We start from the raw sequence: 23808 nt of genomic DNA, 5'->3' as shown, positions 1-23808 counted from the left end.
TAGAGGCTGAGGCCGTGCGGGCAGTGCTGCTGCCGCACGAAACGCGCATGCCGTCGCGCCACGCCCGGAGCTGTCATGAAACGAATCGCGCTGTATTGCGCCCTGTTGGCTGCGCTATTGGCCCTGCCACTGCATGCCACGGAAACCGGCGTCGGGCGCTCCATCACGGGTATGCAGGCAACGTCGTATTCGGGCCTGATTCCCCCGGCCCCCGGGCTGACCTGGCAATACGGCTACGCGTATTACGACGGATCGATCAGCGCATCCAAGCAGGTGCCTATCGCCGGCGGCGGCTCAGCGCTTGGCCTCAAGGCGGAATTCCAGCTGGCCACGATCACCGGCCTGTACATCTGGAAGACGGCGCCTTCGTCGTGGAATTTCGCCTCGATGATGACCATGCCGTTTGCCTACGTCGACGCCAACGTCAACGCACGGCTCGGCGGCTTCAGCGCGAGCAAGTCGTCCCACGTGCTGGGGCCGTACGACTTGTTCTTCGCGCCGGTCATCGCCAGCCATCATTTCAGCCAGACGCAGCACATGTCGTTCTCGCTGTACTTCTATGCGCCCACCGGCGACTACAAGGATGGCCGCCTGGCCAATGCCAGCCTCAACACCTGGACTTTCTCGCCCACCATTGGCTATACCGGGTTGTTCGACCAGGGCTCGCTGGAATGGAGCGCCACCACGGCGGTGGATTTCTACACCAAGGACAAGGCGACCAATTACCAGAACGGGTCGGTGTATCGCCTCGATACGCTGCTGGTAAAGCGCTTTCCGACGGGTTGGGGCATCGGCGCCGTCGGCGGCTGGATTTATCAGCTGGAAAACGACACGGGACCGACGGCCGATCTCCTTGGCGGCTTCAAGGGACACGCACTGGCGGTCGGTCCGATGGTCAACTACCTCAAGAAGTGGCAGGGCGGCCAGGTCGAATTCTCGCTGCGCTGGCTGCACGAATTCGATGTCACCAATCGACTGCAGGGCAACCCGGCGATGTTGTCGGCCACGGTCACGCTCTGACTGTTCTGTGCGAACGATTCAGGCCTGGCCGCCCACGTAACGGCGGCAGTGGTCCAGATAATCGCGCTCATGCATCGACAGCAGGCCGGTCACGGCCTGCCATAGCCACGACGGTGCATCGAGGGTGCGCGAATGATTGCGTTGCAGTTCCTGGCACCACGACTTGCGCGTCGCCGCATCCATCTGGCGCGAATGGGCATGTCCCACCACGTGGGCCAGAAACGCCGCCACGCGGCGCGCCTGTTTGCGATGCAGGCGGGCGATGTCGATCTTCAGATCCTGCGGCAGCAGTTCGCGCACAAACACCGGCTTGTCCAGCAGATGCGCGGGACGCATGCGATTGCCCAGCGCCGGCGACAGATGTTGTGCGGCGAGCACGACGCGCTCGGCGTGATCGCGCGGCATGCGCACGTGTTTGGCGCGCGGCGCGATGGATGCGGCCGCTTCCTTGATGTCGATCAGGCACAGATCATCGCCCTCCACGGCATTGCCATCCACATCGAGCAAGGCGGCATAGCGCAACTTGCCCAGTGAGCTGCAGCCCTTGCGCCAGTACGCGGCATCGAGCACGTTCACCTCGCCAGTGGGATCGCGCTGCCGCCACTGCTTGGCGAGCGCATCCAGCTCAGGCTGCTGGAAGATGGCCTGGATGGCTTTGCGCTCTTTGGCGACGATCGGCCAGAACTCGCTGCCAAGCGGCAACTCAAGTCCGGCCCCGTTGGTGCGTTCGTTGGCGAGCGACTTCCAGCTGCGCTTTGCCGCTTGCTTCATCACCAGCTTGATGGTGCCGGGCATGCCCGGTTCGGAATCGTCGGTTTCCGGAAACGCCGCTTCGTAGCCGTCGAGCATCGCCTCCATCATGTTGGCGGTGGTGATGCCGGGCAGGTCCGAGCCTCGTGCCGCCATGGCGAGCGAGAGCGCGAGCCGCACTAGGTCATGCGCGGGATTGCCGATCACGCTCTGGTCGAAATCGCGTATCTGGATGTGCAGTTTGCCCTGGTCGTCCGCCACCGGGCCGATGTTGCCGATATGGCAATCGCCACAGATCCAGATCGCCGGCCCCACCGGCAGGCGCGGTGCCGCGCGCGAGTCCAGCCATGCGTAGAACTGTGCCGTGTTGCCGCGCACATAGGCATGCGCCGAGCGGGCCATCTTGGTGTTGCGTCGTTTGGTCAGTGCGTCCTGGCGCTGCGCCGGCGGCACGTTGGAGTTGCGGGTACGGGACATGGGCGATCCTGTGAGTACAGAATCACTGTTGCGGACCAAACATGAAGGACGTGTCGTGTTTTTACGCGTCGCGCATCGTTCGCAAAAACGTGCGTTCAGTGCGGCGCGTCGGCCGCGTCGTAGATGCACGACAACACCGCTGCCGCTGCGGCATACAGCGTGGCAGGCACTTCCTTGCGCAAGCGCAGCGAGGCGAGCAGCGCCGCCATCTGCGGATCCTGATGCAGCGGAATGCCCAGTGCGCGCGCACGCGCCAGCAAGGTCTCCAGCGATTCCGGCGGAAGGCTCACCGGGCTGGCATGCGCGTCGTTGGGACCGCCGGAAAGACGCAGGGTGACGCGGCGACGTGCGGGCGGCAGTGCGTTGCTCATGCCATCGTCCTCAGCAGAATCGCACTGTGTTGATGCGTGGATTGCGGCAGCCCCTGCTGGCAGGAGAGCTGGTCGAGGATCAGGCCGGTCGCCGACAAGGCCTGGCGCAACGGGCCGAACTGTTGCTCGAGTCGATGCACCGCGTCCGCGCGCTCAGCCCACAGGCGCACCGATAGGCGCACGTCGCGCAATTGCAGTTCGCCCTGCAGCGGACCCAGCCCGGGCAGATCGATGGCGAAACCGAACGTCCACGACGAACCCGTGCCGCCCTCGGCGTTCTGCTGCAATTGAACCTGCAGGATGTCGCGACCGTCTTCGCCCTGCAGCGGGATTTCAATCATCCACGCGGAGGCGGTGGTGGCTTCGAGCTGGGCCACTTCCACGCGCGCCAGCGCCGCGTGCACTTCGCCATGCAGGCGGCTGAGCAAGGCGTCGACATCGTCGTCCAGCAGCGACAACGGCAGCATCGCGCGCGGTTGCGCCTGCAGGCCGCGCTGTTGCAGCGGAGGTGGAGTTTCGCTGGACGTGCTGCTCGCGCGTCGTGCCGGCAGGTAGTCGTCGAGCAGGCTGGCCAGGCGCAGCAGCGCACCCTTCCAGTCTTCCTGGCTAAGCCCGGCCATATCCAGGTTGGGCTCGGCCAGCTGCGATTCCAGGAACAGGCCGCTACGCTTGATCGCTTCTTCCAGCCCTTCGCCGCGGGTGATTTCGGTGGGCGTGCGCACCACGTGTTCCAGCGCCGCGAGTGCCGGCCGCAGGTAGGCGGGCAGCTGGCGCAGCGCCGGGCGCTGGGCCAGCGCGTCGAGCGTGGCGAGCAAAGGCGCGTAGCCATTCTGCTGGGGCAGGCGTTCGCGCATCGCCAGCTGCGCTGCCGGTGGAGCGCTCTGCGGCAGCATCAGCTCAAGCTGCGGCTGCGCGCCCAGGGTGAGCACGCGGACCTGGAACTGGGCCGGCAGCTGTTGGCCGCTTGGCGCTTCGGTTTCCACGGCCACGGCGCCGATCTGCAGCACCATCATGCCGTCCGGATTGATCCCCAGCGGACGCGCGGACAGCACCGTGCCGATGCGCCAGCTCTCGGCGGCACTGCCGGAGGCAGCGCCGGCCCAGGCGAGGGCTGCGAGACTGGTGGGTTGGATGATCAAGCGTAGCTCCTTGCGAACGAAGCGGCATGCGCGCCCGTCCGTGCCCTAGGCATCGGCGGCCTTCGAGAAAACTTGAGGGCCCATTTTGAGCGCATCGGCGGTGCCCGACCGGGACAAAGATCGCTAAAGCGAACAACGGCATGGCCGATAAACCACCCGTAGACGCCCAACAGGGCAGGCACAGGATCACACCATGGGCAAGACGACGGGTGAGGCAAAGGCGAAGGCGCGCGTGATCGCGCTGCCCGCCGATTTCCGCCTCGGCAGCGTGGCGCAGGTAAAGGCCGAACTGATCGAAGCGTTCGATGCCGCCGCGCAGCTGGACGGCGCGGGCGTGGAGCGCGTGGATACCGCGGCGCTGCAGCTGCTGGTGGCGTTTCGCCGCGAGGCGACGGCGCGGGGCCAGTCGCCCACGTGGCTGGGTGTGAGCGAAGTGATGCGTGACGCGGCCGGCGTGCTCGGCCTCGCACAGGCTTTGGAACTGCCGGCACCGATGCCGGCCTGAAACTGAGGTGGAAGATGGCGAAGATTCTTGCGGTTGACGATTCGGCTTCGATGCGCGGCATGGTGGCCTTCACCCTGCGCAATGCCGGCCATGATGTGAGCGAGGCGGAAAACGGCCAGCTCGCGCTCGATGCGGCCAAGGGCAGCAGCTTCGACCTGGTGCTGGCGGACGTGAACATGCCGGTGATGGATGGCCTGAGCATGGTGCGCGAGCTGCGCACGATGCCGGCCTACAAGGGCGTGCCGATCCTGATGCTGACCACCGAGTCGCACACGGACAAGAAGATGGAAGGCAAGGCCGCCGGCGCGACCGGTTGGCTGGTCAAGCCGTTCGATCCCGAGCAGCTGCTGGCCACCGTCAAGCGCGTGCTTGGTTGAAAACAGCTGCGTTGTGCCGGCGAACGCCGGCATGACGGCAGTGAACGTGCGTCCGCAATCCCTTAGAGAAGTGTCCCCATGAGCAAGGCCGGTCTGGCGCAGTTCCAACAGGTGTTCATCGAAGAGAGTCTGGAAGGACTCGACACGATGGAGTCGTCGCTGCTTGCGCTGGACGAGGGCGGTGACGGCGAGCTGGTGCACACCATCTTCCGCGCCGCACATTCGATCAAGGGCGGCGCGGCCACCTTCGGTTTTCCGGAGATGTCCTCGTTCACCCACGAGGCCGAGTCGTTGCTGGACGAAGTGCGCAGCGGCAAGCGCGCCATCGACGGTTCCATCATCGAACTGCTGTTGCGCACGGTGGATTGCCTGCGCGGCATGTTTGCCCGCGCCCAGGCCGGCGAGCCGCTCAATGACGCGGTGGCCGAAGGGCTGCGCAATGAATTGGCCGCTGCGATGGGGCGCGGCGTGCCGGCTGCTGCGCTGCAGGCGCGGCGTGATGTGGACCAGGCCGATGCCTGGACCATCCGCTTCCGCCCGCACGCCGGCATGCTCGCCAGCGGCAACGAGCCGCTGCGCCTGATCCGCGAACTGGCCGGACTCGGCAAGCTGCAGGTCACGCCCGAGTTCGACAAGTTGCCGGCATTCGCTGCACTGGAACCGACCGAGTGTCATATCGGCTGGACCATCGAGCTCACCGGCCCGGTGAAGCGCGCCGATATCACCGGCGTGTTCGATTGGGTCGAGGACGAATGCGACCTCGCCATCGAGGCCAAACACGTAGTGGCCGAGGTCGTCGCCGCACCGTCGGCGCCCGCTGCTGCACCGGCGGCACCGGTGGCCGATGCCGGGGCCGCGCGTGCGCAACGTGAAACCAGCGCCGAATCCAGCTCGGTGCGCGTCTCGATCGACAAGATCGATGGACTGATCAACCTGGTGGGCGAGCTGGTGATTACCCAGTCCATGCTCGACACCTTCCGCGAAGGCGACATCGACGCCGCGCGACTGGCCGTGCTCGAACAAGGCCTGGCCCAGCTGGCGCGCCACACGCGCGAGCTGCAGGAAAGCGTGATGGGCATCCGCATGCTGCCCATCGCCTCCGTGTTCAACCGCTTCCCGCGCATGGTGCGCGACATCAGCCAGAAGCTTGGCAAACAGGTGAAGCTGGAGCTGATCGGCGAACAGACCGAGCTGGACAAGACGGTGCTGGAGAAGATCGGCGACCCGATGGTGCACCTGGTGCGCAACGCCATCGACCACGGCCTGGAAACGCCGGACAAGCGTCGCGCGGCAGGCAAGGGCGACACCGGCACGCTCACGCTGAAAGCCTCGCATCGCGGCGGCAATATCGTGGTGGAAGTGTCCGACGACGGCGCCGGCCTCAATCGCGACGCCATCGTGGCCAAGGCGATCCAGCGCGGCATCATCAGCAGCAGCGAGGGCATGAGCGACGACGCCGTGGCCGAGCTGATCTTCCAGCCGGGTTTCTCCACCGCCGCCGTCACCACCGATCTTTCCGGACGTGGCGTGGGCATGGACGTGGTCCGCCGCAACGTGTCCGACCTTGGCGGCACCGTGGCCATCCGCAGCACGCCGGGCAACGGCAGCGTGTTCACCATCACCTTGCCGCTGACCCTGGCGATCATCGACGGCCTCACCGCCGCGGTGGGCGAGGAGCGCTACATCGTGCCGCTGGTCTCCATCGTGGAGTCGGTGCAGCTGAAGGCCGAAGCGGTGCGCAGCGTGGTGGGCGGCGGCGAATTGTTCCGCTTCCGCGGCGAATACCTGCCGGTGATCCGCCTGCACGACGCCTTCGCTTGCGAGGGCGCGATTCACACCATCGACGACGGCCTGATGGTGGTGGTGGAAGGCGATGGCTCGCGCGTGGGCTTGTTCGTCGACGGCCTGATCGGCCAGCAACAGGCGGTGGTGAAGTCGCTGGAAGCCAACTATCGGCGTGTCCAGGGCGTATCCGGCGCGACCATTCTGGCCGACGGCTCGGTGGCGCTGATTGTCGACATCGCCGGACTGGTTCGCATGCAGGGTCGCCGGAAAGCGGCCTGACCACATAGCGCAGCGTTCAGCGCTGATCACGCCGTCCTTCGCAAGAACGACGGCGGCAACACCCAACCTCATTCAAGCCGCGACAGGAAGCCGCGGCGCGCTGGCCTGCGGCCCGCGTCAGAGCAATGCAGGGCATCACTTCGGGCCATCGCCATCGGCCCATCCGTTCTGAAGGTCGCCTCCATGAAGTCACCACTGAAAGCTATCGATCGACTGAGCCTGGCCGCCAAGGTGTGGCTGGTGATCGCCTTCGTGGTGGCGGGTCTGGCCACCTTGACCCTGGTGTCCGCGCTGGACAGTCGCCGCCTGCAGATGGCCTCGCGCGTGAGTGCGCTCGGCGATGAAGTCAATACCGCCATCTCGCTGATCGACAGCTATCACGCGCGTGCGGTGGCCGGCCAGCTCAGCGACGAAGAGGCGAAGAAACAGGCGCTCGCCGCGGTGTCCGCGCTGCGCTGGAACAAGGGCGCGGGTTATGTGTTCGCGTTCGACTCCCACTTCGTGATGCGGATGCATCCGATCATGCCCAAGCGCGTGGGCATGAGCATCAAGGACGAAGCGGACAGCCAGGGCACCTTCATGTATCGCCACATGATGGAATCCGATCAGCGCGATGGTTTCGGCGCCACCGAATACATGTGGCCGATGCCCGGCGGCAAGCAGGACGAACACAAGATCACCTACACCAGCTGGTACAAGCCGTGGGACCTGCACGTGGCGTCGGGTGCCTATTTCGTGGATATCAACGAACAGTTCCGCCACGCCTTGATGGTGAGCCTGCTGGAAGCCGCTCTGGTCGGCCTGCTGGTGATCGGCGTGGTCTGGCAGTCGATGCGCAGCATCCGCCGGAGCATCGGCGGCGAGCCCGCGTTTGCGCTGGCCATGGCGGCGCGCATCGCCGACGGCGATCTGGCCGGTCACGGTGAACTTCGCTTCTCCCCCGATAGCATGCTCGAAGCACTGGAGCGCATGCGTACCAAGCTGGTGGGCATCGTGCGCGAGGTGCAGCAAGGCTCGCAGGTCGTGTCGACCGCTGCGCAGCAGATCTCGCGTGGCAACGACGACCTGTCGCATCGCACGCAGGAACAGGCGTCGAGCCTGGAAGAAACCGCCGCCTCGATGGAGGAGATGACCTCCATCGTGCGCCAGAGCGCGGACAACGCCGGCCATGCCGACCAGCTGGCGCGCAGCGCCCGCATGCAGGCAGAGCGTGGTGGCGAAGTGGCGACGCGCACCAGCCATGCCATGCGCGAAATCGAAGGTGCCAGCCGCCAGATCACCGACATCGTGCAGTTGATCGACGAGATCGCCTTCCAGACCAATCTGCTTGCACTCAATGCTGCCGTTGAAGCCGCGCGTGCGGGCGAGCAAGGCCGTGGTTTCGCGGTCGTGGCCGGCGAGGTACGCAACCTCGCACAGCGCAGTGCGTCGGCAGCTAAGCAGATCAAGCTGTTGATCGGCGACACGGTGGAGAAGGTGCAGGCCGGCTCCAGCCTGGTGGCCGAATCCGGCCAGGTGCTCTCGGGCATCGTGGACAGCGTCAAGCGCGTCACCGACATCGTGGCCGAGATCGCCGCCGCATCGCAGGAGCAGTCCTCGGGCATCGATCAGGTAAACCGGGCCGTGATGCAGATGGACGAAGTCACCCAGCAAAACGCGGCCTTGGTGGAAGAAGCAGCGGCCGCCGCGCGCGCCATGCAAGAGCAGGCCGATGAGCTGGAGCGCCAGATTCGCTACTTCCGTCTGCAGGGCGAAACACGTGTCGTGACGCGCCCCGCAGTACCTGCGCGACAGGCTGCACCGGCCATGCCCAAGCCGCAGCTTGCGGCGGCCAGCGCGGGCTGGACCGAGTTCTGACGAAACCATACATACCCGGCGATGAAGTCCGTCGCCGGCACGGAGTTCTTGCGGCGAGGGAATCCAGGGGCGCCGTTCGCAACATCAAAGACAGCTGCGACAGGAAGCCGCGGCGCGCGGGCCGCTGGCCTGCGTAAGAGCAGTGCAGGGAATGAATCTAGGCAATCGCAGAACCGTCCTTTTCATTCTGAAGGTTTTTGAAGTCATGAAGTCTCCTTTGAAGTTCATCGATCGCCTGAGCCTGGCGGCCAAGGTGTGGTTGGTCATCGCCTTTGTGGTGGCCGGCCTGATGACGCTCACCGTGGTATCCGCCATCGACAGCCGCCGCCTGCAGATGGCGGCGCGCGTGCATGCGTTGAAGGACCACGTCGCCAGCGCCACCGCTGTCGCGCAGAGCTTCCACGATCGCGCCAAGGCGGGCCAGTTCAGCGAGGAAGAGGCTCAGCGCCGGGCGTTCGAGGTCATCCGCACGATGCGCTGGGGCCAGGGCTCCGGCTACGTCTTCGCGTTCGATTCCAACTTTGTCATGCACCTGCATCCCATCTTCCCGGAGAAGGAGGGCAAGAATGTGCGCGAGGACAAGGACCCGGATGGCAAGCCGTTGTGGCAGATGATCGCGGCCGTGGATCGCGCTCAGGGCTCGGGCATCACGGAATATACGTGGCCCATGCCGCCGGACAAGAAGGTCGAGCCCAAGATCACCTATAGCGCGTGGTTCCAGCCGTGGGACATGCATTTTGGTACGGGCGCTTACTTCGTCGACATCAACGAGCAGTTCCGCCATGCGCTGCTGGTGAGTCTGCTCGAAGCGGGTCTGGTCGGCCTGCTGGTCATCGGCGTGGTCTGGCAGTCGATGCGCAGCATCCGCCAGAGCATCGGCGGCGAACCGGCCTTTGCGCTGGCCATGGCGGCACGCATCGCCGACGGCGACCTGGCCGCAGGCGACGGCGCCCAGGCATTTCCCCCGGGCAGCCTGCTCGCTGCCTTGCAGCGCATGCGCTGCAAGCTGGTGGAGATCGTGCGCGACGTGCAGCAGGGCTCGCAGGTGGTGTCGACCGCGGCGCAGCAGATCTCGCGCGGCAACGATGACTTGTCGCATCGCACGCAGGAACAGGCCTCGAGCCTTGAGGAAACCGCCGCATCGATGGAAGAAATGACTTCCATTGTGCGCCAGAGCGCCGACAACGCCGGCCATGCCGATCAGCTTGCCCGCAGCGCACGCGCCCAGGCCGAACGCGGCGGCCAGGTCGCCACGCGCACCCGTCACGCCATGGGCGAGATCGAAGGCGCCAGCCGCCAGATCACCGACATCGTGCAGTTGATCGACGAGATCGCCTTCCAGACCAACCTGCTTGCGCTCAATGCCGCCGTGGAAGCGGCGCGTGCGGGCGAACAGGGCCGTGGCTTCGCCGTCGTCGCGGGCGAGGTGCGCAACCTCGCCCAACGCAGCGCCTTGGCCGCCCGCGAGATCAAGGCGCTGATTGGCGGCACGGTCGAGAAGGTGCAGGCCGGTTCGGCCCTGGTCAGCGAATCGGGCGAGGTGCTCGCCGGCATCGTGGACAGCGTGAAGCAGGTGACCGACCTCGTGGCCGAGATCGCCGCTGCCGCGCAGGAGCAATCCTCGGGCATCGACCAGGTGAACCGCGCCGTGATGCAGATGGACGAAGTCACCCAGCAGAACGCGGCCCTGGTCGAGGAGGCCGCCGCCGCGGCGCGCGCGATGCAGGAGCAGGCCGATGAGCTGGAGGTGCGGGTGCGGTACTTCCGGTTGCAGTCGGAGGCGTCGGTGCCGATGCGTGACGCGCGGCCTGCCATGTGCCGACCGGTGGCCGTCGCGACCTGACCTGTAGGAACCCTGTGGGAGCGCACCCTGTGCGCGACGTCCTGGCTATGCCTCGCGGCAAACGGATGCCGTCGCGCACAGGGTGCGCTCCCACAGGACACGGCCAGCCCGGCCCCAAAACCCGCTTCCCGCTCAAGTTTCCCCCATCACCGCCGATCCAGAACCCGATAGGGGGCCTCGCACGCGGCCCCGACCACGAGGCGAACATGTCCGACAACACCCGGAGCGAGGCGCTCCAGTCACAGTACCTCACCGTCAACCTCGCCCACGAGGAATACGGCATCGACATCCTGGCCGTGCGGGAAATCCGCGGCTGGACGCCGGTCACGCGCATTCCGCAGGCGCCGCACTACGTGCTGGGCGTGCTCAACCTGCGCGGCGCGATCGTGCCGGTGATCGACATGCGCCTGCGTTTTGGACTCGAACGCGAAGCTTATGGGACCACCACCGTCACCGTGATCATCACCGTGGCCGGCCGCAATTTCGGCGTGGTGGTCGACGCCGTGTCCGACGTGCTGGATGTCACGCCGGACGCCATCCGCCCGGTGCCCGACATGGGCACCACGGTGGATACGCAATACCTCAAGGGGTTGACCGCCGCCGGCGAGCGCATGGTGCTGCTGCTGGATGTGGACAAGCTGTTGCAGCCCCAGGACGCACAGATGCTTGAGGCGGCGCTGCCAGCTGTCTCCGATGTCAAAGCCGTGGCCTGACCGACTTACGCAGGATTGGAACCAACATGAAGAAGTTCGCACTGAAAGCCCCGGAACTCAACGTCAGGAACCGCATGCGCGCGGTGCTTGGCCTGCTTGGCCTGATGCTGATCGCCGGCGCCGTGATCGGCATCGGTTCGATGCAGCAGCAGAACGACGGCATGGGCAAGATCTATGAAGAAGAGATCGTGCCTGCCCAGTTGATCTCGCAGATCTCCACCCGCTCGCTGATGTCGTTCATTCTGATGGGCGAAGCAAGCTCGCTGGTCAGCAAGCCCGAGCAGGTCAAGGCCAAGCTCGCCGAGTACGAGAAGATGCAGGCGGAAATGGAGGCGCTGAAGAAGCAGTTCGACGCGATCCCCATGAGCGACGCGGTGAAGAAGCAGTTCAACGACTGGCGCTCCACCGACGCCGACTACAAGGACGCCAAGGATTCGCTGGTCGATGCCCTCAAGCAGGGTGACACCGGCGCGTCCGAACTGCTGGAAATGCAGGTGCGCCCGCTGATGATGCAGCGCCAGGATGCCTTGACCAAGCTGGTCGACGCACAACGCGCCGATGCCAAGCAGATCTACGACGCGCAGGTGACCCGTTACCACCTCGTGCGCACGGTCAGCATCGTCGCCCTGATCGTCGGCTTGCTGGTGGCCGGTCTGATGGCCGTGCTGCTGATGCGCTCCATCCTCAACACCCTGGGTCAGGCCGTGAAGGTCGCCCATGCCATCGCCGGCGGCAAGCTCGGTCACAAGATCGCCGTCACCCGCAAGGACGAACTGGGCGAACTGCTCGACGCCCTGCGCACGATGGACGAGCGCCTCTCCACCATCGTCGGCGAAGTGCGTCACGGCGCAGGCTCGGTGAGCTCGGCCGCGCAGCAGATCGCCCGCGGCAACGACGACCTCAGCCAGCGCACGCAGGAACAGGCTTCCAGCCTCGAGGAAACCGCCTCGTCGATGGAGGAAATGACCTCCACCGTGAAGCAGAACGCCGAGAACGCCAGCCACGCCAACCAGCTTGCCAGCGCCACGCGCCGTCAGGCCGAGCACGGCGGTGAAGTGGCGGCGCAGGCCAGCTCCGCGATGCGCGAGATCAACGATTCCAGCCGCAAGATCTCCGACATCGTCAGCCTGATCGACGAAATCGCCTTCCAGACCAACCTGCTCGCACTCAACGCCGCGGTGGAAGCCGCACGTGCCGGCGAACAGGGCCGCGGCTTCGCCGTGGTGGCCACTGAAGTGCGCAACCTGGCGCAGCGCAGCGCGGGTGCGGCAAAGGAAATCAAGGGTCTCATCAACGACAGCGCGGAGAAGGTGCGCGTGGGTTCGTCGCTGGTGGACCAGTCCGGCAAGGCGCTGGCCGATATCGTCGACAGCGTGAAAAAGGTCACCGACATCGTGGCCGAAATCGCCGCCGCATCGCAGGAACAGTCGGCCGGCATCGACCAGGTCAACCACGCCGTGCTGCAGATGGACGAGATGACCCAGCAGAACGCCGCGCTGGTGGAAGAAGCCGCTGCCGCTGCTCGTGCGATGCAGGAGCAGGCCGGTGAGCTGGCTCGCCAGGTCGGCTTCTTCCAGCTGGGCGAGGGCGGCACCGAAGTGGCGACCGAGAAAGCGCGCTCGCAGTCGGTGATGGCCGAAGCCGAGGCCGTGTTCGCCGCGGTGCGCAGCTCGAACGTCCCCGCGCCGCGCGCAGCCGTCCGCGCTGAGGCTTCCGACGCTGGTTCCTGGAAGGAGTTCTGAGCATGAACACGGCTGCCGCGATGGACAATCAAGCCGGCGTGGCGGCCGTGGGCGGCCCGTCGCTGGGCAATGCCGAGTTCGAATTCCTGCGCACGTTCGTCTACGAGCAATGCGGCATCTCGCTGGGTGAACACAAGCGCCAGCTGGTGCAGGGTCGTTTGCTGCGTCGCCTGCGTGCCCTGAAGCTGCGTGATTTCCAGGCCTACTGCGAGCTGCTGCGGCGCGATCCGCAGCAGGAGCTCGGCGAGCTGGCGAGCGCGATCAGCACCAATGTGACGGCGTTCTTCCGCGAGTCGCATCACTTCGATCTGCTTACCGACGAACTGCTGCCGCGCTGGATCAGCGAGAAGAAAAACGGTGGCCGCCTGCGTATCTGGTCGGCCGGCTGCGCCACCGGCGAGGAGCCGTACACGCTCGCCATGGTGCTGGCCGAGGCGCTGGAGAAACACGGCGCGCAGCAGATGGACGCGAAGATTCTCGCTACCGATCTGTCGCCGCAGGCGCTGGAAACGGCGCGCAAGGGCGTGTATGCGCTTGAACGCCTCGAAGGCGTGAGCGTGGAGCGTCGTCGCCGCTGGTTCCTGCGCGGCGAAGGCGAGTACGCCGATTACGTCTGCGTGAATCCGCGCCTGCGCGAACTGGTCAGCATCCTGCCGCTGAACCTGCTGCACGACTGGCCGATGCAAGGGCCGTTCGACGCGATTTTCTGCCGCAACGTGGTGATCTATTTCGACAAGCCCACCAAGCAGCGTTTGTTCCAGCGCTATGCCGGCCTCTTGCCGGACGGCGGCTACCTGTTCCTCGGACACTCTGAGTCCATGTACGGACTCAATGACAGCTTCGACCTGATTGGACGGACGGTCTACCGGAAACGCAGTACATGAATGTCGTAGCTGCCCAGCTCCCCGCGGGCACAGGGTATGACCCGGCCCGCGTGCTGCCGGGCTTTGAACACTTGCGCCGCTTCTGGGACCCGACGCAGTCGTGCATGACGGTCAAGGTGTTGCCGGGCGAGTTCTATGTGAGCGCCCAGCAGGAAATGATCTCCACCGTGCTCGGTTCCTGCGTGTCCGCCTGCATTTACGACCGCGTGCGCGGCCTGGGCGGCATGAATCACTTCATGTTGCCCGAGCCGATCGGCGGCGAGCGCGGCGGCTGGGCCGACACGATCGGCCGCGCGGCGCGCTACGGCAACGACGCGATGGAACAGCTGATCAACGCCATCCTCAAGGCGGGCGGTCAGCGCGCGAACCTGGTGGTGAAGGTGTTCGGTGGCGGCCGCGTGCTGGCCACCATGACTGACATCGGCCAGCGCAACATCGCCTTCGTGCGGCGCTACCTCGAAGCGGAGCGGCTTGAAGTGGCCGCGGAAGACCTGGGCGACGTGCATCCGCGCCATGTGCAGTTTTTCCCGACCAGCGGCAAGGCGCGCGTGCGCCAGCTGCGTGGCCGCACCGACGCCGTGCTGGTGGATGGCGAGCGCCAGTATCTCAAGCGTTTGGCAAACGATCCGATAAAGGGAGAGGTGGAACTGTTCTGACGCCATGCGCGTCAGCACGGTGGGCCTCTGCAAGCATCTGGCGCCGACACGGGCCGGCGGACGCGGGTGATGCACCCGCGCCGCACCACGAAGGCGAGACGAATACGCGATGGAAAGAGTACGTGTCCTGGTGGTCGATGATTCCGCACTCGTGCGGAAGCTGCTGTCGACCATGCTTTCGTGCGATCCGGGCATCGAGGTGGTGGGTACCGCCGCCGATCCGTTGATTGCGCGCGAGAAGATCAAGCAGCTCAATCCCGACGTACTCACGCTGGATGTGGAAATGCCGCGGATGGACGGCATCACCTTCCTCGAGAATCTGATGCGCCTGCGTCCGATGCCGGTGGTGATGGTGTCTTCGCTCACCCAGGAAGGCGCGGAAGTGACGCTGCGCGCGCTGGAGCTGGGCGCGGTCGACTTCTTCACCAAGCCGGGCAACGACCTGGCCAGCACGTTTGCCGAAGGCGCACAGGAAATCTGCGCCAAGGTGAAACTCGCCGCGCTGGCTCGTCCGCGTCAGCGCACCGCCGTGCGCAAACTCGATGTGCCGCCGCGCCTCAGTGCCGATGCCGTGTTGCCGCGCGCCCAGAGCGCCGGTACGCGCGGTGGCATGCCGATCATCGCCATCGGTGCCTCCACCGGCGGCACCGAAGCGATTCGCGTAGTGCTTGAAGCAATGCCGCCGGATGCGCCGCCGATCGTCATAACGCAGCACATTCCCGCCGCCTTCAGTGGCCCGTTTGCCGCACGCATGGACACGTGTTCCGCGATGCGCGTATGCGAAGCGCGCGACGGCCAGCCGATCCAGGCCGGCCATGCGTATATCGCACCGGGCAGCCAGCATCTGCTGGTGATGTGGGATGGCGCCAAGTATGTGTGCCGCCTGCACAACGGCCCGCCGGTGAATCGTCATAAGCCGAGCGTGGACGTGTTGTTCCGCTCCATGGCCGCCAGCGTGGGCCAGTCGGCGATCGCCGCACTGCTCACCGGTATGGGCGACGACGGCGCGCGCGGCCTGCTCGAACTTCAACAGGGCGGTGCACGCACCCTGGTGCAGGACGAAGAAACATCGGTGGTGTGGGGCATGCCCGGCGCCGCCTGGAAGCTGGGCGCCAGCAGCGAAAAGCTTCCGCTCGAACACATTGCCGCGCGCTTGCTCGCGATGGCGCATCAACCCGTTTCCCGCGCCGCTGTGTCGGCCACCTGATCGGCAGATACCTTATGGATACTTTCTACTCCTTTGTGCACAAGCGCCCGGTGGCCGGCCTCGCCGCAAGCGCGGTCGCGCTGGCGCTGACCATGCTGTGGCCGTCGGCCTGGCTGGGCCCGTTGGTGATCGTGCTGCTGACTGCCGCCTGGATCATCGAGACGCGTCGCGCCGCACCGGCGCTGGAGCCCGTCATCGACGTTTCGCTGGCCCACCACGAACCCGTGCGCGAAGCGCTGGAAGAAGTGCGCAGCTCGCTGGTCGACGAACTGGGCCACGCCACGCGCGAACTGCACCAGGCGCTGGACCTGCTGCGCGACGCGGTGTCGGAACTGGGTGGCGGCTTCGACGGCCTGTCGCGCAAGACCGGCATGCAGCAGTCGCTGCTGCGCCAGATCATCGACGGCCAGAGCGAAGGCGTCTCCGTGCAGGATTTCGCCGCGCGCACCAGCGACCTGCTCGCGCACTTCGTCGACATGATCGTGCAGATGTCGCGCGAAAGTCTGCGCATCGTCTACCGCATCGACGGCATGGCCAAGGAAATGGACGCGGTGTTCGGCCTGCTGAAGAACGTCAACACCATCGCCGAAGAAACCAACCTGCTCGCGCTCAACGCGGCCATTGAAGCGGCGCGTGCCGGCGAGTCCGGCCGCGGCTTCGCGGTGGTGGCCGGCGAGATCCGCAACCTGGCCAGCCATTCCAACCAGTTCAACGAGCAGATCGGCAGCCACGTGGAGCGCGCCCGTACCGCGATGGAGCAGTTGCGCGGCCTGGTCGGCACCATGGCCTCGCAGGATCTGAACGTGGCGCTGTCGGCCAAGGGCGGCATCGACGCCATGATGGCGCACGTCACCGAAAGCGACGCGCGCACCAGCAAGGTCGCCGACCAGGTGGTCGAGATCAACCGCGGCCTGGGCACCGACGTGGCCACCACGGTGCGCTCGCTGCAGTTCGAAGACATCCTGAGCCAGCTGATCAACCAGACCCGCCAGCGCCTGGTCGAGCTGCAGGACATCACCACCGAATGCACCCGCGATATCCAGGAGCTCGCCTGCAGCCCGATCGATGCCGAATCGCTGGCGCAGCGCGCCGAGCGCGTGCGCAACCGCCTGGCCATCCAGCGCGAGAAGGCACGCCTGCGTTCGCGCGGCCCGGCGCTGCAGAACTCGATGGATGCCGGCGAGATCGAATTGTTTTGAGGACCTGAGCCATGAGCCTGACCGTTCACCACGACCCCGACCTGGACTGCGTGACCCTGCAGCTGGGCGAGCGCTTCGACTTCACCGTGCATCGCGCCTTCCACGACGCCTGCCTCGGCGGCCGCGCCGCCCGCAGCTACGTTATCGACCTGGGCGAGGTGTCCAGCATGGACAGCTCCGCGCTCGGCATGCTGCTCCTGCTGCGCGAGCACGCCGGCGCCGATCGCGCGGAGATCCGCATCGTCAACGCGGATACCGGCCTGCGCGGCACCTTGCGCGTCGCCGGCTTCGACAAGCTGTTCGTACTGCACTGACGTTCGCTCAGTGCACGCCTTTCGCCTGCGATGCCGGTCGACGCGCCTGAAACGCGCGTGACGCCGCATCGGCATGGGCGATGCGTTCGGCCGTCATCGGATGGCTGGCGGCATAGCGCATGCTCTTGTCCTCGCCCTTGATCTCCGGATGCGCGCGTTCCAGCGCTTGCATGGCGTGTACGAAAGCGACCGGATCGATGTCCTGCTGTGCGAGTGCGTCGAAGGCGTAGCTATCGGCATCCGCCTCGAATCCGCGCGAATAGTGCGCATTGATGAGGAACATGGGCACGCCCGCCGTCACGCCGCCGAGCGAGGTGACATCACCCATCAGCATGCCGGCGACGATGAACACGCCTGAGCTGCGCAACACCTCGCGCAACAGGTGGTGGTGCGCCTGATGGCCCAGCTCATGCGCAAGGACGGCCGTGAAGGCCTGATCATCCGGCAGCTCCTTGATCAGCGCATCGGTGAACACCACGCTGCCATCGGGCATGGCAAATGCGTTCGCGCCGATGGCCGGCGCCGTGTAAAAACGCAGGCGCACCTCGGGCAGGCCGTGAATACCCTGCACAAAGTGCTGGAACACGGCCTGATAGTGCGCTTGCTGCTCGGGCTTGAGCGTGGTGGGCATCAACAGACGGCCCTCCAGCGCGGCCAACGACTGCTTGCCCATGCTGTGTTCAAGCGTGGCCGGGAGATGTGAGGCAATGCGATCAGCCGCCCACGGCACGCCGAACTCGAACAAGCCGGCCAAAGCCGCCACGATGATCACGATACCGGCCATCGCCGCGGGCCACTTGCGCTCCAGCCAGTCGACCACGCGCTCAAGCCGGTGGTGACGGGGAAACCAGTCGTCGGGCAGCACGTCGTGATCGACCTGCAAGTACGCACCATCGGCCAGGCGCAACGCGTAGGGCAGGCCGATCACCCGTGCGCTGGGTTCGAAGGCATCCAGCGACGCCTGCCAGCTCTGCGTGCGACCCCGGGTGTGCCAATGCAACAGCGAGTCTTCGCGCCATACCGTCACCGGTATGGCGCGTGTGGATCGTCCATCGAAATAGACTGCCGGGATCATCGCGCTTACAGGCCGATGTCGATGCCCAGCAGGCTATCCATTTCGGTCGCCGCAGCGCCGATCTCGCCGTGGGCAAACGCATCGCGCACGAAATCATCGAGCTCGCCCGCGCCGACGATGTCCAGGTGGTCTGCACGGTAGCGCGCCAGGCGTATGCGCGCCCACGGCATCGCCAGGCCGATCGTGCAAAGCACGGCCAGGCCATTGGTGAGGTAGATACCCAACATCTCCCAGTAGCCCAGCGTTGAGCGGAAGCGGTACGAACCCAGATGCGCGTTGTTGTAGAGCAGATTGGTCATCTGCGTGTGGATGAAGGTCCAGGCACCGAGATAGAACGGCGCCATGCAGGCGTAGACCATGGCGCCAACAAGCAGCGGCGGTGCCTTGGGGTGGAGCGCAAGCTGGCTCTTGAAGGCGAAGAACATGCCCGTCATCAGCGCCATCGTGGGCAGCAGCCATGCGAGCGCCACGCCGGCGGTCTTGACGTAAACGCGGTAGTAGTCGCTGACCTCGGCCGAGAACTTGAACGACTTGCCGCCGAAGTGATGGTTCTCGACCATCCATTCCTGCTGGTGGCCCTTGATCCAGGGCGCGATCACCGCCACGCCGCCAAACGCCAGCGCGATGCCAAAGCCGGAGTGACCGGCCAGCGACGCGAGGAAAAAGCCCAGGAACGGGATGCCCATCAGAAAGTACACGCCCAGGTACCACTTGTAGGCGCCACCGTAATCGTCGGTGAAGTAGAAACGCAGGCCGCGCCACGAGGAGTAGCGCGCGCGGAACATCAGGCTCTTGACGATCATCCACGGCATGAAGACGGCGATGACCAGCGCGGCGGCGACCTGCGCGGGTTTGTAGAACTGGCCGCCCAGCACATAGGCCGCGAAGATCAACGCGGTGAGCAGGCGTCCCTTGAGGATCGGGATGGGCCGCGCCAGGTATTCGAACGGCGTGCCGGCAAGCACGGTGTTGGCATACATGTACCGGCGGGTGCGCACGGTGGCCCAGGCCGAATAAATGCCTAACGTGACCAGGCTCAGGGCCACGTTGACGATCCAGATGCGGAAATAGTCCCTGGCGTTGCCGCGGAACTCCAGGCGGCGGGTCTTGCCTACGGGTAAGGCCGGTGGTGCGACGTCAATCTCGGGCAAGTACACGCCCGAGGCCATGGTCTCGTCATGCATAGCTTGGATTCCCCTGCTTTGCCTCCCCCCCGGGAAGCGAGAGGAGCATAGCCGAGAAACTTGCCCATCGATGCCAGGAATGCGTGTAAGGGTTGCCTGAACCTTACGTCGGCTACGCGGCAGTCCGGTGCCGGGCGGAGGCTGGTTGGCGCATTGCTCGCTCGGCCGTCCGCTCAATTGACGCTGCCACGGACGGGGCGTAGGTTTCTGCGGACATCGGGAGCATCCTTCCCGAGCTTGTCGTTTCCGGCATTTTCAAGGCACACGTCGTCGCTTCCGCCCCCTCGACTTGCGCATGCACACGATCGTGACGCGTTGCGACAGCGCGCGTCGCCTTGCCAGTATTCGGATCCATGCAGGGGCATGAGGTGGGCGTTCCGCCCACCACGGAAAAGGACGTCCAAACGCAGGTTTCCGCGCATTCGCGGAAGCCTTACCGACGTCGTCGAACTGCTGGAGGACGTGTGATGAAGACTTCCGTTTCGTGCAGCATGAAGTGTGCGTTGCTGGCGCTGGCCTGCGTTTTTGCAGGATCGGTATGCGCCCAGGACATGGTCAAGGTGGCACCCAAAAACACCAAAGTGCTGATCGACAACGATCAGGTACGGGTCATTGAAGTCTGGTTGAAACCAGGGGAATCGTTGCCGATGCATTCGCACCCGGCCAACGTCGTCTATTTCGAGACGGGCGGCAAGGCGAAGAGCACCAGCGCCGACGGCAAGGTGACCGAGATGGAACGCAAGGCCGGCGAGGCGATCTATAGCGAGCCGATCACGCACAGCAATCAGAACACCGGCACTACGCCGACCAAGGCCTTGGTGGTCGAGCTCAAGACCGCGAAGTAAGTTCGACTGGCGATACGGTGAGGGCGGTCGGCTTCGCTTGCAGCAGGAAGCCGGCCGATCCGTTTTCACCGATCGCGCGACGGCCGGTCAGCAGCGCGAATCGCCCGCTTCGGCCAGCCGCGCATCGTGGTCGCCCGCGAAACTGACGCCGTTGCGGCCATCGAACTTGGTGCGATACATCGCCTGGTCGGCCTGGCGCACCAGATGCTCGAAACGCGTGCCCTGCCGCGCCACCGCGACGCCGATGCTGGCGGTGACCGGGATGGTCTGCTCGCCCATGTGCGCATGCGAATGCGTCAGTGCGAGCCGCAGGCGCTCGGCCGTCTCCAGTCCCTGCACCAGGGTGGCCCCGGGCAGCGCCACCACGAACTCCTCGCCGCCGTAGCGACTGGCCAGGTAATCGGGCCGCTGCACCGCCTTGCGCAGCATCTGTGCCACGTGGCGCAGCACCGCATCGCCGGCGTCATGGCCCCAGCGGTCGTTGATCTGCTTGAAGTGATCCAGATCGAAAATGAGCAGTGCAAACGGCTGCCCGCGTTCCAGGCAGCGCTCGAGCGACGCACGGCCCTCCGCCACGATGGCGCTGCGATTGAGCAGGCCGGTGAGGCCGTCGGTGCGCGCCGCGCGGCGCAGGTCCACCACCAGCCGTTCGGTGATGAGCTGCAGCAAGGCGAAGTACGAAGCCAGCGTGGTGAGGATGCCGACCACGTAGGTCGCTGCCACGGGCATGCCGGCGGTCATCAGGTTCTGGCTGGCGCCAGGGTCCAGCGGAGCGAATACGCGGGCCAGGTAGAACAGGCCATTGGTCACCAGCACGGCGCCGGCAATGCGGCAGCTCTTGCGGATGTCCGGCTCGCTGTAACGGAGCAACAGGTACGCATAGGCGAAATTGAACGCCATCGCCTGCAGGCTGCCGGCCAGCAAACGTGCGCCCAGGTTGGGCGTGACAAAGGCGAACCAAGCGATGGCGCCGGTATAGACCACGGCGAAACTGCCCGGCCAGCGCCAGCGCATCGGCAAGCCCAGGTGCTGGGCAATGCCCTTGAGCGTGAGGATGTTGCCGGTGACCAGCAGGCCGTTGCCGACGACGATCGAAATGACGTCGGGGATGTGGTTGCGCAATCCGATCAGCGTGACGCCGAGGGTATTGATCCAGATGCTGGCCACCCAGATGCGCAGCACCTTCTGTGTGTTCAAGACCGCCATCAACGACGTAAAGCCAACCGCCGCACCGATACCCATCAGCAGGCAGGCGAGAGTCAGGGTTGGGATGTCGAGATGCATGGCTCTCCCTGGTGCCAGGTCCCTCCCGGCCGAGAGGGCGCCCTGGGCCTCCGATGAGGCGGTGTCTGGGTCTTCCCAGCATATCGGACAAACGCTCGAAAACTTGAACTGCGTCACACTTGTTCAAGCCCGGCGCAAAAAAAGAGGCCCCGGGAGGAGCCTCGAAGAAAAGCAAATAAAGCGTAGGGGCTTACACCAACGCGAGGTTTACCAGGTGCGCACGTCGGCCACGCCGACGGTGTACTGCTGCATCTCGGGGTCGAAGCGGAACAGACGGCCCAGATCGAACTCCACCGACTGGCCCGGGCCGATGTTGGTGGTGCCGGCCGGCCAGCCCTTCTTGCTCTGGATGACCTTGCCCGAGGTGTCCTTGGCGTCGATGCTGATCTGCGCGGCGGCAGCTTCGGCGCAGTGGTTCACCAGCGAGCCGCTCAGGCTCAGGCGGGCGGCGGCGCCGGCGCCGACGAGCTTCATCTTGAAGTCCTGCACGGCGAAATCGGTCGGGGCGCAAGCGGCGTGGGCGGCCAGCGGAGCGGCCAGGAACAGAGCGGCGGCGATCAGGGTCTTCTTCATAAGGGGATCCATGATGTGGTCAGGTTGGGATGGGTCGACATGACTCACATCGGCGTCCCCGCCGAAATCTTTAGCCCCCGCTGGTGCTTGCGTTCAGCTTCACGCCCTCGGCTGGGTGTGCTCGATAAACCACAGGCCGGCGAACAGCTTCGGGTCGATCGAGTAGCCCTCGGCGGCACGCGCAAACAGCCACTGGCCGGCCTGCGCCCGCGGCACCTCGTGGACGATGATGTTCTCGCTCTCGTCGCCGCCGCCGTGGCCGACCTTCTCAAGATCCCAGGCCCGCACGAAGGCGATCATCTCGGTGCTCATGCCCGAGGACGACGGCCCCTCGTGGATGAACTCCAGGCGTGCGCAGCGATAGCCGGTTTCTTCTTCCAGTTCGCGGCCCGCCGCCAGCAGCACATCTTCATCGCCATGCTCATGCAGGTCGCCGACCAGGCCGGCGGGCATCTCGATGGTGTGCTTGCGGATGGCCACGCGGTACTGCTCCACGAACAGCAGCTTGTCTTCCGGCGTCACCGCCAGAATGATCACCGCGCCGCCGGGGTTGTTGCGCTCGGCAAACTCCCAGCGCCCGCGCTTGCGCAGGCTGAGCCACTTGCCGACGTACAGGGTTTCCACCGGTGCGTCGGCATCGGCGGGAATGCGGGAGTCTGGCTGATTCATCGGCTTGGCCGCGTGGCAGGAGGGGAGTCATGCATGTTGCCGCGCGCTCCGGTTGGCCACAACCACGCGATCACTCCACCGCCAGTTCGACCGGCAACGGTTTGATGCGCACGGCCCACATCACGCCGGCAATGAGAAGGGCCACGCCTGCCAGAGTGAGCGCGCCGGGCGGATGGCCACGCAGGATGAAAGCGTAGGCAAGCGCGGCGAGCGTCTCGAACACGATCAACTGCCCGGCGATCGCCCTGGGCAGACGTTGGCTCGCGGCGTTCCAGCACAGCGCGCCCAGCCACGAGGCGAACAAGCCTATCGCCACCATCAGGCCGATGAAGCGCCAGGGATGCGGACCGAACGGCATGGCGAAGGGTTGGTCGGCGATCTTCATCCCAGCCCACAGCAAGGCATAGCCGCACACCGCCAGCGGCAAGGTAGCCAGGCCCAGCGCCGTGGCCCACGCGCGCGGGCTGCGATCCGGATGCCGGCGCAACCAGGCGGCATTGCGCAGCGGATACCAGGTCCAGCACACCACCGCGCCCACCGCGAGCAAACCGCCGCGCGCATAGCGCCACAGGTCCGCACCGGACGGTTGGCCAAGCATGGCGATCTCCGCCCGGTTCACGCAGGCGATGCCGATGGCGATCAGCCCCAGCGATGGCGCCAGCGAAAGCCATGGCAGGTGCCCATCGCGATGGCCATAGCGCAGATTGGCGGTGATCGCGATGACCACCGGCAGGCAGCCAATGATCATGCTCGGCAGCGGCGCGCCGGCCAGCTGGATCGCGCTGGCCAGGCACAGGTAATAGAGCAGGTTGCCGATGGCCGCGAGCTTGAGCGCTTCGATCCAGTCGGCACGGCTGAGCACGCGCAGCGCGCGCCGATCCATCCAGCCCAGCGGCAAGGCGATCAGCCCGAAGGCGAGGTAGCGGCCAACCGATTGCAATGCCGCCGGATACTCCGGCAGCAGCAGGGGGCTAACGAAGACCAGCCCCCACATCAGGCCGGCGGCGAGCGCGTAGAGAGTGCCTTTCAACATGCGGGCAGCGTGGCACTAAGAGCGGCC

23 protein-coding genes are annotated in these 23808 nt (G+C 65.7%); 14 read left to right on the top strand and 9 right to left on the bottom strand.

The genetic code is table 11. The features are described 5' to 3' along the window. The first annotated feature begins 75 nt into the window (after positions 1 to 75). Complete coding sequence (locus AC1DKY_RS16835) at positions 76 to 1020, top strand: SphA family protein (RefSeq protein WP_441602959.1); 945 nt, start codon at positions 76 to 78, stop codon at positions 1018 to 1020. 18 nt (positions 1021 to 1038) lie between these two features. On the opposite strand, the gene AC1DKY_RS16830 is transcribed toward AC1DKY_RS16835, so the two are convergent. The 3 genes from AC1DKY_RS16830 to fliK form a co-directional block, all read right to left on the bottom strand. Beyond that, positions 1039 to 2247: a DUF2252 family protein gene (locus tag AC1DKY_RS16830; protein WP_441602958.1), complete on the bottom strand. Its 1209-nt coding sequence runs from the start codon at positions 2245 to 2247 to the stop codon at positions 1039 to 1041. A 95-nt stretch (positions 2248 to 2342) separates the two neighbouring features. After that, on the bottom strand, positions 2343 to 2618 hold the full coding sequence (locus tag AC1DKY_RS16825; protein WP_441602957.1) for an EscU/YscU/HrcU family type III secretion system export apparatus switch protein: 276 nt from the start codon (positions 2616 to 2618) through the stop codon (positions 2343 to 2345). Beyond that, complete coding sequence (gene fliK, locus AC1DKY_RS16820) at positions 2615 to 3757, bottom strand: flagellar hook-length control protein FliK (protein WP_441602956.1); 1143 nt, start codon at positions 3755 to 3757, stop codon at positions 2615 to 2617. The genes AC1DKY_RS16825 and fliK overlap by 4 nt, the downstream gene beginning before the upstream one ends. 193 nt (positions 3758 to 3950) lie before the next feature. Between fliK and AC1DKY_RS16815 the strand changes: the two genes are divergently transcribed. The 12 genes from AC1DKY_RS16815 to AC1DKY_RS16760 all read left to right on the top strand — a co-directional run bounded on the left by AC1DKY_RS16815 (position 3951) and on the right by AC1DKY_RS16760 (position 17118). Beyond that, positions 3951 to 4262, top strand: a complete 312-nt coding sequence (locus tag AC1DKY_RS16815; protein ID WP_441602955.1) for an STAS domain-containing protein — start codon at positions 3951 to 3953, stop codon at positions 4260 to 4262. Positions 4263 to 4276: 14 nt separating this feature from the next. Then, a complete protein-coding gene (locus AC1DKY_RS16810; protein ID WP_046973083.1) occupies positions 4277 to 4639 on the top strand; it encodes a response regulator in 363 nt (120 codons plus the stop codon). A 78-nt stretch (positions 4640 to 4717) separates the two neighbouring features. Continuing rightward, the gene (locus AC1DKY_RS16805; protein WP_441611259.1) at positions 4718 to 6703 is read left to right on the top strand and encodes a chemotaxis protein CheA; all 1986 of its coding nucleotides are present in this window, start codon (positions 4718 to 4720) and stop codon (positions 6701 to 6703) included. Positions 6704 to 6886: 183 nt separating this feature from the next. Next, positions 6887 to 8560, top strand: coding sequence for a methyl-accepting chemotaxis protein (locus tag AC1DKY_RS16800; protein ID WP_441602953.1), 1674 nt, complete (start codon positions 6887 to 6889; stop codon positions 8558 to 8560). A gap of 205 nt (positions 8561 to 8765) precedes the next feature. Next, positions 8766 to 10403 (top strand): methyl-accepting chemotaxis protein, encoded by a 1638-nt coding sequence (locus AC1DKY_RS16795; RefSeq protein WP_441602952.1) that lies wholly within the window; start codon positions 8766 to 8768, stop codon positions 10401 to 10403. A gap of 206 nt (positions 10404 to 10609) precedes the next feature. Further along, the gene (locus AC1DKY_RS16790) at positions 10610 to 11116 is read left to right on the top strand and encodes a chemotaxis protein CheW (protein ID WP_441602951.1); all 507 of its coding nucleotides are present in this window, start codon (positions 10610 to 10612) and stop codon (positions 11114 to 11116) included. A 26-nt stretch (positions 11117 to 11142) separates the two neighbouring features. Further along, positions 11143 to 12858 (top strand): methyl-accepting chemotaxis protein, encoded by a 1716-nt coding sequence (locus AC1DKY_RS16785; protein WP_441602950.1) that lies wholly within the window; start codon positions 11143 to 11145, stop codon positions 12856 to 12858. Positions 12859 to 12860: 2 nt separating this feature from the next. After that, the gene (locus AC1DKY_RS16780) at positions 12861 to 13742 is read left to right on the top strand and encodes a CheR family methyltransferase (RefSeq protein WP_441602949.1); all 882 of its coding nucleotides are present in this window, start codon (positions 12861 to 12863) and stop codon (positions 13740 to 13742) included. Next, entirely contained in the window at positions 13739 to 14398 is a 660-nt protein-coding gene (cheD, locus tag AC1DKY_RS16775) for a chemoreceptor glutamine deamidase CheD (RefSeq protein WP_441602948.1), read from the top strand. The genes AC1DKY_RS16780 and cheD overlap by 4 nt, the downstream gene beginning before the upstream one ends. 109 nt (positions 14399 to 14507) lie before the next feature. After that, entirely contained in the window at positions 14508 to 15605 is a 1098-nt protein-coding gene (locus AC1DKY_RS16770; RefSeq protein WP_441602947.1) for a protein-glutamate methylesterase/protein-glutamine glutaminase, read from the top strand. Between the two features lie 14 nt (positions 15606 to 15619). Further along, positions 15620 to 16804, top strand: a complete 1185-nt coding sequence (locus tag AC1DKY_RS16765; protein WP_441602946.1) for a methyl-accepting chemotaxis protein — start codon at positions 15620 to 15622, stop codon at positions 16802 to 16804. A gap of 11 nt (positions 16805 to 16815) precedes the next feature. Continuing rightward, positions 16816 to 17118 (top strand): STAS domain-containing protein, encoded by a 303-nt coding sequence (locus AC1DKY_RS16760; protein WP_199728084.1) that lies wholly within the window; start codon positions 16816 to 16818, stop codon positions 17116 to 17118. 7 nt (positions 17119 to 17125) lie between these two features. Here AC1DKY_RS16760 and AC1DKY_RS16755 read toward each other — a convergent pair whose 3' ends face one another. Both AC1DKY_RS16755 and AC1DKY_RS16750 read right to left on the bottom strand, forming a co-directional pair. Continuing rightward, on the bottom strand, positions 17126 to 18193 hold the full coding sequence (locus AC1DKY_RS16755; protein ID WP_441602945.1) for a M48 family metallopeptidase: 1068 nt from the start codon (positions 18191 to 18193) through the stop codon (positions 17126 to 17128). Positions 18194 to 18198: 5 nt separating this feature from the next. Next, entirely contained in the window at positions 18199 to 19377 is a 1179-nt protein-coding gene (locus AC1DKY_RS16750; protein WP_441602944.1) for a YjgN family protein, read from the bottom strand. Between the two features lie 467 nt (positions 19378 to 19844). On the opposite strand from AC1DKY_RS16750, the gene AC1DKY_RS16745 reads away from it, so the two are divergent. After that, complete coding sequence (locus AC1DKY_RS16745) at positions 19845 to 20222, top strand: cupin domain-containing protein (protein WP_441602943.1); 378 nt, start codon at positions 19845 to 19847, stop codon at positions 20220 to 20222. An 87-nt stretch (positions 20223 to 20309) separates the two neighbouring features. On the opposite strand, the gene AC1DKY_RS16740 is transcribed toward AC1DKY_RS16745, so the two are convergent. The 4 genes from AC1DKY_RS16740 to AC1DKY_RS16725 all read right to left on the bottom strand — a co-directional run bounded on the left by AC1DKY_RS16740 (position 20310) and on the right by AC1DKY_RS16725 (position 23781). Further along, positions 20310 to 21506 (bottom strand): GGDEF domain-containing protein, encoded by a 1197-nt coding sequence (locus AC1DKY_RS16740; RefSeq protein ID WP_441602942.1) that lies wholly within the window; start codon positions 21504 to 21506, stop codon positions 20310 to 20312. Between the two features lie 207 nt (positions 21507 to 21713). Continuing rightward, positions 21714 to 22079: a hypothetical protein gene (locus tag AC1DKY_RS16735; RefSeq protein WP_121882187.1), complete on the bottom strand. Its 366-nt coding sequence runs from the start codon at positions 22077 to 22079 to the stop codon at positions 21714 to 21716. Positions 22080 to 22178: 99 nt separating this feature from the next. After that, positions 22179 to 22748, bottom strand: a complete 570-nt coding sequence (locus tag AC1DKY_RS16730; RefSeq protein ID WP_441602941.1) for an NUDIX hydrolase — start codon at positions 22746 to 22748, stop codon at positions 22179 to 22181. A gap of 70 nt (positions 22749 to 22818) precedes the next feature. Then, positions 22819 to 23781: a DMT family transporter gene (locus AC1DKY_RS16725; protein WP_441602940.1), complete on the bottom strand. Its 963-nt coding sequence runs from the start codon at positions 23779 to 23781 to the stop codon at positions 22819 to 22821. Positions 23782 to 23808: the final 27 nt, after the last annotated feature.

The sequence above is a fragment of the Dyella sp. 01N448 genome, from assembly GCF_056399225.1.
Note: the sequence above shows the minus strand (reverse complement) of the source record. Positions and strands in the feature narration are given on the sequence as shown.

Excerpts from the sequence above, each read along its gene's own strand:
- AC1DKY_RS16815 (WP_441602955.1), top strand. The coding sequence starts at position 3,951 with ATGGGCAAGACGACGGGTGAGGCAAAGGCGAAGGCGCGCGTGATCGCG.
- AC1DKY_RS16790 (WP_441602951.1), top strand. The coding sequence starts at position 10,610 with ATGTCCGACAACACCCGGAGCGAGGCGCTCCAGTCACAGTACCTCACC.
- AC1DKY_RS16830 (WP_441602958.1), bottom strand. The coding sequence starts at position 2,247 with ATGTCCCGTACCCGCAACTCCAACGTGCCGCCGGCGCAGCGCCAGGAC.
- AC1DKY_RS16785 (WP_441602950.1), top strand. The coding sequence starts at position 11,143 with ATGAAGAAGTTCGCACTGAAAGCCCCGGAACTCAACGTCAGGAACCGC.
- AC1DKY_RS16735 (WP_121882187.1), bottom strand. The coding sequence starts at position 22,079 with ATGAAGAAGACCCTGATCGCCGCCGCTCTGTTCCTGGCCGCTCCGCTG.
- AC1DKY_RS16780 (WP_441602949.1), top strand. The coding sequence starts at position 12,861 with ATGAACACGGCTGCCGCGATGGACAATCAAGCCGGCGTGGCGGCCGTG.
- AC1DKY_RS16825 (WP_441602957.1), bottom strand. The coding sequence starts at position 2,618 with ATGAGCAACGCACTGCCGCCCGCACGTCGCCGCGTCACCCTGCGTCTT.
- AC1DKY_RS16795 (WP_441602952.1), top strand. The coding sequence starts at position 8,766 with ATGAAGTCTCCTTTGAAGTTCATCGATCGCCTGAGCCTGGCGGCCAAG.
- AC1DKY_RS16755 (WP_441602945.1), bottom strand. The coding sequence starts at position 18,193 with ATGATCCCGGCAGTCTATTTCGATGGACGATCCACACGCGCCATACCG.
- AC1DKY_RS16730 (WP_441602941.1), bottom strand. The coding sequence starts at position 22,748 with ATGAATCAGCCAGACTCCCGCATTCCCGCCGATGCCGACGCACCGGTG.
- AC1DKY_RS16770 (WP_441602947.1), top strand. The coding sequence starts at position 14,508 with ATGGAAAGAGTACGTGTCCTGGTGGTCGATGATTCCGCACTCGTGCGG.
- AC1DKY_RS16800 (WP_441602953.1), top strand. The coding sequence starts at position 6,887 with ATGAAGTCACCACTGAAAGCTATCGATCGACTGAGCCTGGCCGCCAAG.
- cheD (WP_441602948.1), top strand. The coding sequence starts at position 13,739 with ATGAATGTCGTAGCTGCCCAGCTCCCCGCGGGCACAGGGTATGACCCG.
- AC1DKY_RS16765 (WP_441602946.1), top strand. The coding sequence starts at position 15,620 with ATGGATACTTTCTACTCCTTTGTGCACAAGCGCCCGGTGGCCGGCCTC.
- AC1DKY_RS16745 (WP_441602943.1), top strand. The coding sequence starts at position 19,845 with ATGAAGACTTCCGTTTCGTGCAGCATGAAGTGTGCGTTGCTGGCGCTG.
- AC1DKY_RS16805 (WP_441611259.1), top strand. The coding sequence starts at position 4,718 with ATGAGCAAGGCCGGTCTGGCGCAGTTCCAACAGGTGTTCATCGAAGAG.
- AC1DKY_RS16725 (WP_441602940.1), bottom strand. The coding sequence starts at position 23,781 with ATGTTGAAAGGCACTCTCTACGCGCTCGCCGCCGGCCTGATGTGGGGG.
- AC1DKY_RS16810 (WP_046973083.1), top strand. The coding sequence starts at position 4,277 with ATGGCGAAGATTCTTGCGGTTGACGATTCGGCTTCGATGCGCGGCATG.
- AC1DKY_RS16760 (WP_199728084.1), top strand. The coding sequence starts at position 16,816 with ATGAGCCTGACCGTTCACCACGACCCCGACCTGGACTGCGTGACCCTG.
- AC1DKY_RS16835 (WP_441602959.1), top strand. The coding sequence starts at position 76 with ATGAAACGAATCGCGCTGTATTGCGCCCTGTTGGCTGCGCTATTGGCC.
- AC1DKY_RS16740 (WP_441602942.1), bottom strand. The coding sequence starts at position 21,506 with ATGCATCTCGACATCCCAACCCTGACTCTCGCCTGCCTGCTGATGGGT.
- AC1DKY_RS16750 (WP_441602944.1), bottom strand. The coding sequence starts at position 19,377 with ATGCATGACGAGACCATGGCCTCGGGCGTGTACTTGCCCGAGATTGAC.